This is a genomic window from Nonomuraea sp. JJY05 (genome assembly GCF_043496855.1).
Lineage (GTDB): Bacteria > Actinomycetota > Actinomycetes > Streptosporangiales > Streptosporangiaceae > Nonomuraea.
This window is the reverse complement of record NZ_JBIEIS010000069.1, coordinates 1-12,149: the sequence shown is the minus strand read 5'-3', so window position 1 is coordinate 12,149 and position 12,149 is coordinate 1. Positions and strand designations below refer to the sequence as shown.

Sequence of the window (12,149 nt, the reverse complement as noted above, 5' to 3'; positions counted from 1 at the left end):
CGGGCGGCTGCTGAAGGTGTGGCGGAAGGCCGGCGTCCGGGTCTAGCGGGTCATCGTCTGGCGCAGCCGCTCGGCCTGCTCGCGCAGGGGTTGCGGGATCAGCTCGACGAGCTGGTCCGGCCTGAGCGGCAGGTCGAGCAGGCTGAGCTTGACCCGCTTGCGCTGGGCGTAGGTGTCGGCGTCGAACCGTACGATGTCCACCGCGTCCGTGCGCAGCCGCACCGACAGCTCGGCCCCGGGCGGGAGCGGCCTGGCGGGAGTGCCGTCCACGGAGAAGAGCAGCGTCACGTCGCCCGACGGGTTGCGCAGCACGATCCGGTCGTCCTTGCCGAGGATGACCGGGCGGCTGATGCCGGACATCGGGGCCACCGGGGTCAGGGCGACGGCCTCGGTGGACGGGGAGATGATGGGGCCGCCGGCGGCGTGGTTGTAGGCCGTCGAGCCGGTCGGGGTGCAGGCGATCACCGCGTCCCCGCGGTAGTAGCCGTGGCTCAGGCCGTTGACCTCGAGGTCGAGGGTCAGGCTGGCCAGCGGCTCGGCGGCGGTGACCACGAGGTCGTTGAACGCGGTGTGGTCGTCCGCCTCCAGGCAGCTGTGCGGCTCCAGGGTGTAGTGGCCCTCGGCCAGGCGGTCGAGGGCCGGCTCCAGCTCCGCCGGGGTCACCTCGATGAGGAAGCCCAGGTGGCCGTGGTTGACGCCGAGCACCGGCACCTGGCGGCCGACGACCAGGCGCATCGCGCCCAGCATGGTGCCGTCGCCGCCCAGGCTGATCACGCCGTCCGCCCGTTCGACGAACTCCTCGGGCGTGACGATCTCGACCTCCGGCCCCACCCGCGCGGCGTCGCACGGCCGGGCGATGACGCCGCCCCCGGTGCGGCGCGCGTGCCGGACGATCAGCCGTACGGAGTCCAGCACCGGCCGGTCGGGGTGCACCACCAGCCCCACAGTGAAGTGCTTCACGAGGTGCCCCCTACCCAGCGGTGGGGTCAGCGGACCTTCCGGAGTCAGGGCGCCGGTCACGGGCTCCTGATCGACCGGCGCCGGGTGGTTCAGCGGGGCGGCAGGTCGAAGCGGGTCAGCACGCTCCTGCCGTCCGTCACCAGGACGTTGAGGAGGTCGTCGCCGGAGGCTAGGACGAGTTCGTCGTCCCCGTCGCCGTCGTAGTCGCCCGCCGCCAGCGGCGCGCCGCGGGCCAGGCCGCTGATGCCGCCGCCGGCTCGCAGGCCGCCCGGTCCGCCCCAGAACATCCGGACCGGCTCACGCCCGTCGCGCGCCCCGCCGAAGGCGAGGTCGTCGCGGCCGTCGCCGTTGAAGTCGCCGCCGACCGCCGCGCCCCTCTCGCCCCTGAACGTCCGGGTGCGGCCGTCGCCGTAGTAGACGGTCAGCGTCCTGTCGACCTCGGGCGCCTCGGTCTCGGTGCCGGGCTCGTCGTTGCGGCTGCCGTCGTCGCCGACCGCCAGATCCCTGGCGCCGTCGCCGTCGAAGTCACCGAACGTGGCCGCCAGGCCCTTGCCCAGCTTGCGCCCCGCCTTGGCCAGGCCGTCCGGACCGCCGTTCAGCAGCCACCCGGAGGTCTGCTCGCCGTCGTCGCCCGTGAACACCACCAGCCCGGTCGCGTGCCGCCCGTCGATCTCGTCGACGGTCATCCGCCAGAACTGGCCGCCGGTGGGCGACGGCTGGACGGTATGGCGGCTCGGCACGCCCGCGCGGCTGAACGGGCCGTACATCACGACCAGGTTGGAGGCGCCCCGGTTGTCGTCGGCGGACATCGCCACGTCGGCGGCGCCGTCCCCGTCGAAGTCGCCGGCGACGGACCGGAACGTGGCCATGGTGGTCTTGATGGGCGGCGGCACCCGGGTCGGGAGCGTTCCCGTGTCGATGCCGTCCGGGCCGCCCCAGAAGATGTGCGGGCCCATCGTCTCGTCGCGATCACCCGGCCGCCCGTAGCCCAGGATGTCGCCGAAGCCGTCCCCGTCGAGGTCGGCCCTGATGCCCCGGTCGATCTGCCAGGCGAAGAACGTCTGCGACGAGACGATCGCCGGCCTGCCGGTGCGCAGACCCCGGGACGAGCCGTAGACGACCGCGAGGAAGCGTATGCCCGGTCGGAGCAGCTCGGCGTAGACGAGCAGGTCCGCGCGGCCGTCGCCGTTGACGTCGTCGGGACGCCCGCCGGCCAGGGCCGAACGCCGCGCGAGGGTCGAAGTGGTGGACGGCGTCGGCGTGGTCGGCATGGTCGGCATGGTCGGCGTGGACGCCGACGGCGACTGGGCGGCGGGGCTGTGAGGCGCCGGCCGGACGCCGCCGCATCCGGCGAGCAGGAGGGCCAACGCCAGCCAGATCATCACCCTTCGCGGCACAGGCACCGAGCTTAGTGCGCCGCCCCGCCGAGCGCCGGGTTTCCGTCGCCCGCACCCCGGGTGCCGGGAGAAGCCCGCGGGTCTCAGGGCGCGTCAGATCCGCTGCAGGGCCTTCTCGCGGCGGGCCGCGACGCTGGAGCCCGACTCCCCGCGGGCCATCCCGCGCAGCAGGAACGGCGCCGCCACCAGGCCGAGCACGGCCCAGGCCAGCAGCACCCCGGCGGTCTCCACGGGCCGCCAGGACCCGCCGAGCTCGACGGCGGCCGCGGCGTCCGGGAGCAGGGCCGAGCGCATGCCGAGCCCGAGCCAGTAGACCGGGAACGCCTGGGCGACCCACTGCACCCACTCCGGCAGCGCCGTGATCGGGTAGAAGATGCCGGAGATCGCGATCAGGCCCAGGACGGGGAGCTGGATCAGCCCCTGGCTGCGGGCGCTGACGAACACCGAGCCCAGCACCGCCCCCAGCGGCAGCGTCGCCAACAGCCCCAGCACGAGCACCCAGAGCACGGTCAGCCAGGCGCCCGCGTCGCCGAACGCCAGGCCGGGCACGAGGAACATGCCCGGAACCAGGAAGATCGCGAGGTCGGCCACCAGCCCGCCGGCGACCAGGATGATCTTTCCGAGCAGGTAGCCGGTCATCCCGTGCGGCGTGGCCTTGGCGCGCAGCAGGGTGCCGTCCTCGCGGTCGGCGGTGAGGTGCTGGCTCATGCTCACCATGGACATCCCGGCGTTCATGCCGAGGATGCTCGGCAGGGCCAGGACGCCGAGGGACAGCCCGCTCTGCCCGAAGGACACGTTCCGCAGGAAGTACGTGGTGACCAGCATCAGCACGGGCCAGAGGAAGTGGCCGAACAGGTCGGCGGCGTTCGTGAACGACTGCCGCAACTCGATCAGGCCGCGGGACCAGCCGGCCCGCCAGGCCGTCGCGGTCGGGCTCATCGCGTTCCCTCCTCCGCCTGCCGGACGAGGGAGAGGTAGGTGTCCTCCAGCGAGGCGCGGCGCACCTCGAGGTCCTCGATCTCCTCGCCGTACTCCTTGAACAGCTCGAACACCAGCCGGGTCGACTCGGTGGCCGAGCGGGTGAAGCGCCGGCCGTCGCGGGTCCAGCGCACCTCGTCCTCGCCGGCGATCTGCTGGGCGAGCTGCGCGACCGTGCCGTCCGCGACGATCCGGCCTCCGTCGAGCACCATGATGCGGTCGGCGAGCTTCTCGGCCTCGGCCAGGTCGTGGGTGGTGAGCAGGATCGTGGTGTCGCCCTCCGCCGCGAGCTCCAGGACCAGCTCGTGGAAGGCGCGCCGGGCCACCGGGTCGAGCCCGGCGGTGGGCTCGTCGAGGAAGACCAGCTCGGGGCGGCCCACGAGGCCGACGGCCACGTCGAACCTGCGCCGCTGGCCGCCGGACAGCGTCCTGATCTTGTGCTCCGCCTGCTCGGTCAGGCCGACCGCCGCGATGAGCCGGTCGGCCTGCCACGGCCGGGCGACGGCCTGGGTGGCGTAGGCGGCGTAGTAGCGGCCGAGATGCTCCAGCAGCTCGCGTACCCGCCATTTGCCGTGGTCGCGCCAGGACTGCAGGACGACCCCGACCCGCGCCCGCCAGTCCTCGCCGGCGCGCGCCGGATCGGCGCCGAGCACCTCGACCCGGCCGGCCGACCGCGTCCGGAAGCCTTCGAGGATCTCGATCGTGGTGGTCTTGCCCGCGCCGTTCGGGCCGAGCAGGCACACCACCTCGCCCCGGCGTGCCCGGAAGGTCACGTCATGCAGGACGTCGGCCGGGCCGTAACGCATCCGCAGGCCCTCGACGTCCAGCACGACTTCTCTCGTCGTCATGGATCTCGCCTCTCATGGGAGCACGCCTCGGCGTGGCGCCCGGAGATCCCGGCCGCGCTAGCAACCTTAGTTGACTAATTTGTACTTAGTCAACGCGGGTTGCTTAGCGCGGCCGTGCGAGGTCACTTCAGGCCGTACGCCCGCTGGACGGTCTGCTCGACGGTGCTGCCCTCGGCGTCCGTCGCCTGGGCCTTGAGGCCCACGGCGCCCGTGGTGGCGGCCAGCGCGGGGGGTGTGATGGTGGCGTGGCCGGAGGCCGAGACGCGGACCGGTGTCCAGTGGGCGCCGTCGTCGAACGTGACCGAGAGCTTCACGTCCGTGACCCTCGCGTCCGGCGTGCCGTAGGACCCGTGGTAGCCGGTGACGGTGATCCGGTGCGGCGTGCCCGCCTTCAGCCGGTTGTCCAGGTCGAGGGGCACGTCGTAGCGGAGGTTGAGCCGCCGGACCGGCTCGCACGGCGCCAGCTTGCCCGTGGCGAGCCAGGCCAGGCAGAGCCCGTCGTCCGTGGTCTGCATGCCGCCGGTGGGCCGCTTCGACCGGAACGTCCAGGCGGTCTCGACGTCCTTGGCGTACAGCTGGGACTTGTTCGGGGTGTGGAACTTGTCGGTGAGCCGGTAGGCGGCCTCCGTCTCCGGGAGGGTGAAGGTCGGCACGATGATCGCGAAGATCGCGATCACGACCGTCGCCTCGACGAGCGGGACCTCCTGCCCGTCGCGGTACAGGCGCAGCTCGTCCTTGCCGCCGTGCTTGTCGCTCTGGAAGTTGGCGTTGTACGCGAACGCCTCCTGGTGGTTGGGCACCGGCCCCATGACCGGCAGGGCCGCCAGGAAGGTGTCCTTCGTCCGGCACGGGAAGCACTGGGCGGTCCCGGAGCGGAGCACCGCGTCGGAGACGACGACGTTGCCCGGCACGCGGGGCTGGATTCCCCACGGCTCGGTCCGCGTGCCCGCGGCGGCGAACACGTCGATGGCGGTCGCCGCCAGCGCGCGCCTGCTGTGGAAGTCGACGCCCTCGTCGTAGTCCATCGTGTTCGAGCGGGTCCAGACGACGTCCGGAGAGACGGGCCCGACGTACTCCGTGAAGGTCGTCTGCGCCCGCACGGTGTGCTCCATGGACCACGTGTTCCCGTACCTGCCGGGCCGCAGCATCGCCGCCGCCGTGCTCAGCTCCACCTGGCCGGGCCGGTCGGCGTGGAAGCGGTCCTCGATGCGCTGCAGGTCGCGCGTCCTGACCGAGTAGGAGAGGTCGGCGGGGACGCGGCCCTGCTCGGGCAGCATCAGCGAGTACAGGTACGGCGTGGTCGCGACGCCCTCCGCCGTGACGGTCACCGGCCGGCGCCCGGCCAGGGCGGCCAGGGCCCGCCCCTGCTCGGCGGTCAGGCTCATGGTCGGGATCGGGTACGTGGGCCAGCTGCCCGCCGGGTCGAGGAAGGCCCGGTTGGCGGCCCCGTACGCGAGGACTCCCACGGCCCCCGCCTGCTGGGCGGCCTTGACCCGGTCCAGGGCGTTGCCCGTGCAGGCCATGGCCGGGCAGAGGTCCTCGAGGCTGAGCAGGACGAGCTTGCCGCGCGCGTCCAGGCCGGCGAAGTCGGTGCCCTTGCCGGCGTAGACCAGCGAGAGCCGGCTGCGGCCGTCGAGCTTGGGCGTCTGCGGCGCCATGTCCTGGTAGCGGGGGGTGATGCGGGGGCCGCCGGGCACCTTCATGGTGATGGCGGGGGCACGGAGCTGGTAGCGGCCGTTGAGGGTGAACGTGCCCTGGGTGACCTTGCGGGTGGGCAGCATCACGTAGTTGTCCAGCCCGTACTGCGGGTACAGGGACTGCACGTCGATGTAGGCCTCGCCGTTGGCCGCGACGCGCCGGTAGGCGTACTGCGAGAGGTGGACCTCCGAGGCGCGCGGCGTCTCCACCGACACCTTGCGCGCCTTGCGCAGGTCGAGCGTGACCGTGGTGTCCTTGGTGATCTCGATCTGCGGGTCGGACGGCAGCGACTGCACCCATTCGCCGTCCGCGCCGCGCCAGGCCAGCGCGGTGAGCACGGCGTAGGTGCCGGGGTAGACCTGGGCCTCGGTCTCGGCGCCCGAAGCGGGGGTGTAGGCGTACTGGAGGTCGTCGCGGTCGTCGGTGCGCATGAACATCCACGGGGTCGCCGTGGGGGCGCTCGCTCCGTCGGGCAGCACCACCCGGGCCCGGACGGTGACCTTCTTCGGCTCGACGAACGCGCCCACGGCCGTGTTCACCTGGACCTGGCCGGCTGCGCCGGAGGCGCGGACGTAGCCCTCGTACCAGGTGTCGGGGCCCGAGGGGTCGAACGTGACCGCGACCGGCGCGGTGCCGTGCGCGGGCACGGTGACCGTGTCGCGGTCGAGGGTGAGCGTGCCTGCGGGCAGGTCCCCGCCCCGGTGCGCCTTGACGCCCGTGCTCAGGGTGAGGGTCACCGGCTGGTCGCCGTCGTTGGTGTAGGTGAGGGTCCTGGTGACGGGGCCGTTCTGCGGCGAGGGCAGGAAGCCGAAGTCGATGCCGCCGGAGGCGCGCACCTGCTGCTTGACGGCGCGGGCGACGTCCACGCGGCCGGCGCCCTGCTGGTAGGCGTCCTGGCCGTCGCCGTGGGCGGTGCTGGTGAGCGCGGCCTTGAGCTGGGTGTTCGTCCAGTCGGGGTGCTGCTGGGCGAGCAGCGCGGCGGCGCCCGCGACGTGCGGGGTGGCCATCGAGGTGCCGGACGCGGTGGTGTAGCCGTCCTCTGCGGGCTCGCCCATGGAGGTGCCGGCCGCGCGGGCGGCGACGATGTCCACTCCGGGAGCGCTGATGTCGGGCTTGAGGCTGTAGTCGATCGCGGTCGGGCCCCGGCTGGAGAAGGAGGCCGGCTTGTCCTCGCGGTCCACCGCGGCGACCGTGAGCGCCGAGGCCGCGGTGCCCGGGGTGCCGATCTGGCGGCTCTTGCCGTCGTTGCCCGCGGCGACCACGAACAGCGCGCCGGAATCGGCGGACAGCTTGTTCAGGGCCTGGTCGAGCGGGTTGTCCGGGCCGGGGCAGCAGCCGCCGAGGCTCATGCTGACCACGCGGGCCTGCTGGGCGACCGCCCACTGCATGCCCTCGATGACGTCGGACTCCAGGCCGCCGCCGTAGTTGTTGAGCACCTTGCCGACCAGCAGCGACGCCTCGGGGGCGACCCCCCGGTACTTGGCGCCGTCGCCCGCGATGATGGAGGCGACGTGCGTGCCGTGGCCGTGGCCGTCCTGGGCGGTCTTCTCCGAGCTGAAGTTCTCGGCCGCGGCGATCCGGCCGGCGAGGTCGGGGTGGGTGGCGTCGATGCCGGTGTCGAGCACGGCCACCTTGACGCCCGCGCCCTTGAGCCCGGCCGCCCACGCCTCGGGCGCGCCGATCTGCTTGACGCTCCGGTCGAGCGAGACCTGCACCTTGCGGTCGAGCCAGATCTTCTCGGACGCGGCCCTGGCCGTGCTGACCCCGGACCAGAACTGCCCGGCGGACTTCTTGTCCACCTTCACGGCCGCGGCGTCGATGCTGGCCAGGGTGCGGGCCCCGGCGATGCGCCGCTGCGCCCCGTGCTGGACGATCAGCGGCAGGGTGGGGCTCTCCGCATCGGAGTAGCCGTTGCCCGCCAGGTAGGCCACGTCGAACAGGCCCCTGTCCAGGCGTCCCGCCGACACCAGGCCCATCACGTCCGTGGGGTAGACGTAGTACGCGCCCGGCTCGCGTACCGACATGAAGAACACCGGCGCGCCGTCCGGGCGCCGGGCCGGCTGGATCTGGGCCTGTGGGCTGCCGTCCGGGGCGGTGCTGTACGTGACCACGTCCCCGGTGATCAATGTGATCTTCTTCGCGGACTCCCCCGCCGCGCCGGCGACCGGCGTCGCCACGGAGGGAGGAGCGGGAGGTAAGGTCGGGGCGGCCATCCCGGTGGAAAGCAGCACCCCCAACGCGACAAGCGACCGGCCGATCATGCGTCTCCTCAGAGATCATCGTGTCCCCGGGAACCATGACAGATCGCAGTAAAGCCGCGAAAGACGATTGTGAGTCCTCTTCCCGCCATGTACGGAAATAGGACATGCTGTGATCGTGCTGGAGATCATCGGGCTCTCGTACGCCGAGCAGGCGCTGTACGAGGCGCTGGTGGAGCGCTCCCCCGCCGCGCTCGCCGAGCTGGGGCACGCGGCCTCCACGGCCGCCAGGCTGGAGCAACTGGGGCTGATCACCCGCCTCCCTGAGGACCCGCCACGTTATGTGGCGGTCTCTCCTGAGATGGGGCTGGACGCGCTCATCCGGGCGCGCACCCGGGAGCTGGCCGCGGCCCGCCACCGCGCCGCGCAGCTCGCCGCGCGCTTCCACCGCTCGGTGCCGGACGGGGACGCCGCCGACCTGGTGGAGGTGGTGATCGGCAAGGACGCGGTGGGGCGGTGGTTCCAGCGGCTCCAGGAGAGCGCGCGGCGGCGAATCAGCGTCTTCGACGCGCCGCCGTACGCGACGCCCATGGGCGGCAACGCGGTGGAGTTCGAGCTGCTGGAGCGGGGTGTGGAGTACCGGGCGCTGTACGACCGGCGGGCCATGGAGGTGCCGGGCACCCTCTCGCTCATCACGCGCTACGTCGCGGCCGGCGAACAGGCCAGGGTCGGCGACGTGCCCGTCAAGCTCGCGCTGAACGACCTCCCCATGGCGATCATGCCGCTCCGCCACGACCAGCACGTGGTGGAGTCCGCGCTGGTGGTGCACGACTCGACGCTGCTGGACGCGTTGTCGGCGCTGTTCGAGATGTACTGGGAGCGGGCCGTGCCGCTGCAGGTCAGGCACGGGCGGCTGGCCGAGGCGACCGGCCCCGCCGACGCGCAGCGGGACCTGCTGCCGCTGCTCACCGCCGGGCTGACCGACGCGGCCATCGCCGCCCACCTCGGGTGGAGCGACCGGACCGTACGCCGCCACGTGCGCGCGATGATGGTCCGGCTCGACGCGCGCACCCGCTTCCAGGCGGGCTACCAGGCGGTCGTACGCGGCTGGCTGGACGGGGACGTACTGTGACCGCCCTCGGGATCGTCGGGCCCGGCATGGACGGGGGCGGGCCGTGACGCCGCTGGGCGCGATCGGGCTCGGGCCCGACGAGGAGGCGCTGTACGAGGTGCTGCTGGACCGCTCCCCCGCCACCCTCGCCGAGCTGGGCGCCGCCTGGCCGCGCGCCGACCTGCAGCCCCTGCTCGCGTCGCTGGAGTCCAAGGGCCTGCTCAGCACCTCCCCCGGGCCTCCGCCCGCCTACGCCGCCGTCGCCCCGGAGATGGCGCTCGACGTCCTCCTGCTCGCCGCCGAACGCGACCTGCTGCGGGTCCGCGAACGGGCCCGCGAGCTGGAGGAGGTCTTCCAGGAGCGCGCAAGGGAGCGGAGGCCCCCGGTGGTCGTCGAGGTGGTCACCGGGCGGGGGGCGGTCGAGCAGCGGCACGCCCAGATCCAGCGTGCCGCCAGGCAGCAGCTCCGGTGCCTGTCCAGGCGGCCGTACTTCGACCCGCTGGGCAGCGTGGCCGCGCAGCGGGAGCTCCTGGAGCGCGGGATCTCCAGCCGCATGATCTACGAGCGGGACTTCGTGGCGGCCGAGGGGGCGTTGCGGCAGATCGAGGAGATGGTCGGGGCGGGCCAGCAGGCGCGGGTGCTGCCCGAGCTGCCGATGAAGCTGTACGTGGTGGACGACCGGCTGGCGCTGCTCCTGCTCAGGCACGAGCCGGCGGACGCGGTGGCGGCGCTCGTCATCCATCCGTCGGGGCTGCTGGAGGCGCTGATCAGGCTCTTCGAAGGGTTGTGGCAGCGGGCCCTGCCGCTCGGGCTGGCGCCGTCCGCGCGCAACCCTCCGCCCAGGAACTCCCGGGACGACGCGCGGCTGATCGCGCTCCTGCTGTCGGGGCTCACCGACGAGGCCATCGCCCGCCAGCTCGGGGTCGGCCACCGGACGGCGGAGCGCCGGATCGCCGAGCTGATGTCCCGGCTGGGCGCCCGCACCCGCTTCCAGGCCGGCGTCCAGGCCGCGCTCTCCCAACCACCCCCGCCTCCGCCCGCTTGACGCCCACCCGCCGGGGTTGCGGTGTTCTGGGGAGAGGTGCACCACGGCGTCCAACGCCGCCGACCGCCCGCCCTCCAAGGGACGCCCGCCCCTGATGGTGGGAGAGCCCTCTCCCACCGGCCGGGGCGCGGGACAACGCGGATGTGGCCGGATCGCGAGCCCCACGCGACCCGGCCACAGTTCAGAGGGTCAGCTTCCGCAGTGTTCGAAGGGGCTCTCGTAGGTGCTCGTCCCGGCCTTGCCGCCCCACTTGACGCACTTGTCGGCGGCGGCGGCCCGTACGGGTCCGGCGTAGTACTCGAAGTTGCCGGTGTCGGTGACCCGGGCCTTGCCCTCGACCTCCAGGAAGGCCGTGGTGGCGGTGGCCGTGCCCAGCGAGGTCTTCTTGATCGTGGCCACGCAGTTGTTCCCGTTGGCCGAGTTGTACAGCAGGAAGACGGTGCCCGCCGTGCCCAGCGCGTTGGAGTCGATCACCTTGTAGCCGGTGCCGCAGACCTCTTCCGGCGTGTGCGGGTTGGTGCCGCCGCCGCTGCCGCCCACGTACTGCATGTACTTGGTCCAGTCCCAGTACCGGCCCGGGTCGGTGTGGTCGGCGCCCGGGACCTCGTTGTGGCCCACGATGTGGGTGCGGTCCTTGGGGATGCCGTACCGGTCGGCGATGTTGCGGGTCAGCGCCGCCGACGAGCGGTACATGGTGTCGGTGAACCAGGTGGCGTTCTCGACCCAGCCCTCGTGCTCGATGCCGACCGAGCGCCGGTTGTAGTCGCCGGCGTGGAAGGCCCGGTCCTTCTCCCTGACCGTCTGGGTCACGGCGCCGTCGGAGGAGCGGACGACGTAGTGGGCCGAGGTGGGGTTCGGCCGCGGCCCGGTCTGGAACCAGGAGATCGTCCCGGCATAGGTGCCCTGCGCGACATGGATGACGATGCGGTCGATCGCGTCGCTGGTCGGCCGGTTGGAGACGGCGTAGTTGCTGCTGTGCGCCGGGGCCCACGCGGCCGACGGGTAGTCGGTGCTCGCCGCCAGCGTGCTGGGCTGGTCCAGGTCGTCCGCGTCGGCGTACGGGCCCCGGTCCGGCGTCACGGCGCGCGCCGGCGCGGTGACGGTCTCCCCCGCGGGCGTCTTGGCGTTCACGCCCTGGGCGAGCTGCTCGTAGACGGTGTCGGCGTACAGCCGGGCCACCGCGGGCGAGGCGGCGCCGCTGTACTTGGCGATCGCCTGGTACCACTTGCCCGCGTCCTTGCGGGCGGCGGCGTCCAGCTTGAGCTCGTCGCCGAGGGCGCGCAGCACGGCCGCGCCGCCCGCGATGTTGGCCGCGTCGTCCGACTTCAGCACCGAAGCGGACTTCTTGGTCAGTGTGGCGGCCTTGTCGAGGGTCTTGGCGGTGACCAGGTGCATCACGCCGTAGCCGCCGCTGGCGCTGGGCCGGCCCTTGTGGCCGTCCAGGTGGGTCTCGGAGTAGGCCACCGAGACCAGCAGGTCACGGGGCACCTCGTAGGTGGAGGCGGCCTTGGCGAACGCGTCGGCCATCGGATCGGCGGTCGTCGCGCCGGCCGGCTGCCCCGCGAGCAGCGACAGGGGCAGGACGGCGGCGCCGGTCAGGAGAATGCGCAGGTTCTTCAAGGGGGTTCAGCTCCCGCAGTGCTCGGACGGGCTGTTGTAGGTGCTGGATCCGGCCTTGCCGCCCCACTTGACGCACTTGCCGGCGGCCGCGGCGCGTACCGGGCCGGCGTAGTACTCGAAGCTGCCGGTGTCGCTGACCCGGGACTTGCCCGCGACCTCGAGGTAGGCGGTGGTGGCGGTGGCCTTGCCGAGCGAGGTCTTCTTGATCGTGGCCACGCAGTTGTTGCCGTTGGCGGAGTTGAAGGTCAGGTAGACGGTGCCGCTGGAGCCGAGGGCCGCCGAGTCGATGACCTT

At 72.9% G+C, this 12,149-nt stretch carries 8 protein-coding genes and 1 pseudogene; 2 read left to right on the top strand and 7 right to left on the bottom strand.

The window, feature by feature from the left end:
• Nucleotides 1-42: 42 nt before the first annotated feature.
• The 5 genes from ACFKCF_RS56880 to ACFKCF_RS56860 form a co-directional block, all read right to left on the bottom strand.
• Complete coding sequence (locus tag ACFKCF_RS56880; RefSeq protein WP_394505235.1) at nt 43-960, bottom strand: NAD(+)/NADH kinase; 918 nt, start codon at nt 958-960, stop codon at nt 43-45.
• Between the two features lie 89 nt (nt 961-1,049).
• Nucleotides 1,050-2,357 carry an FG-GAP repeat domain-containing protein gene (locus tag ACFKCF_RS56875; protein ID WP_394505233.1) on the bottom strand — a complete coding sequence of 436 codons (1,308 nt, stop codon included), beginning with the start codon at nt 2,355-2,357 and terminating at the stop codon, nt 1,050-1,052.
• A 93-nt stretch (nt 2,358-2,450) separates the two neighbouring features.
• A complete protein-coding gene (locus tag ACFKCF_RS56870; RefSeq protein WP_394505231.1) occupies nt 2,451-3,296 on the bottom strand; it encodes an ABC transporter permease in 846 nt (281 codons plus the stop codon).
• Nucleotides 3,293-4,183, bottom strand: coding sequence for an ABC transporter ATP-binding protein (locus ACFKCF_RS56865; protein WP_394505229.1), 891 nt, complete (start codon nt 4,181-4,183; stop codon nt 3,293-3,295). The genes ACFKCF_RS56870 and ACFKCF_RS56865 overlap by 4 nt, the downstream gene beginning before the upstream one ends.
• Before the next feature lie 122 nt (nt 4,184-4,305).
• Nucleotides 4,306-8,058, bottom strand: coding sequence for a S8 family serine peptidase (locus tag ACFKCF_RS56860; RefSeq protein ID WP_394505227.1), 3,753 nt, complete (start codon nt 8,056-8,058; stop codon nt 4,306-4,308).
• A 199-nt stretch (nt 8,059-8,257) separates the two neighbouring features.
• Here ACFKCF_RS56860 and ACFKCF_RS56855 point away from each other — a divergent pair, with 199 nt between their 5' ends.
• Nucleotides 8,258-9,211 (top strand): LuxR C-terminal-related transcriptional regulator, encoded by a 954-nt coding sequence (locus ACFKCF_RS56855; RefSeq protein WP_394505225.1) that lies wholly within the window; start codon nt 8,258-8,260, stop codon nt 9,209-9,211.
• 43 nt (nt 9,212-9,254) lie between these two features.
• A complete protein-coding gene (locus tag ACFKCF_RS56850) occupies nt 9,255-10,235 on the top strand; it encodes a transcriptional regulator (protein WP_394505223.1) in 981 nt (326 codons plus the stop codon).
• Between the two features lie 189 nt (nt 10,236-10,424).
• Here the strand turns inward: ACFKCF_RS56850 and ACFKCF_RS56845 are convergent, their stop codons facing one another.
• Together ACFKCF_RS56845 and ACFKCF_RS56840 are read right to left on the bottom strand one after the other, a co-directional pair.
• On the bottom strand, nt 10,425-11,855 hold the full coding sequence (locus ACFKCF_RS56845) for an N-acetylmuramoyl-L-alanine amidase (RefSeq protein WP_394505221.1): 1,431 nt from the start codon (nt 11,853-11,855) through the stop codon (nt 10,425-10,427).
• Between the two features lie 6 nt (nt 11,856-11,861).
• Nucleotides 11,862-12,149 (bottom strand): annotated as a pseudogene (locus ACFKCF_RS56840) (M23 family peptidase); the annotation flags it as partial.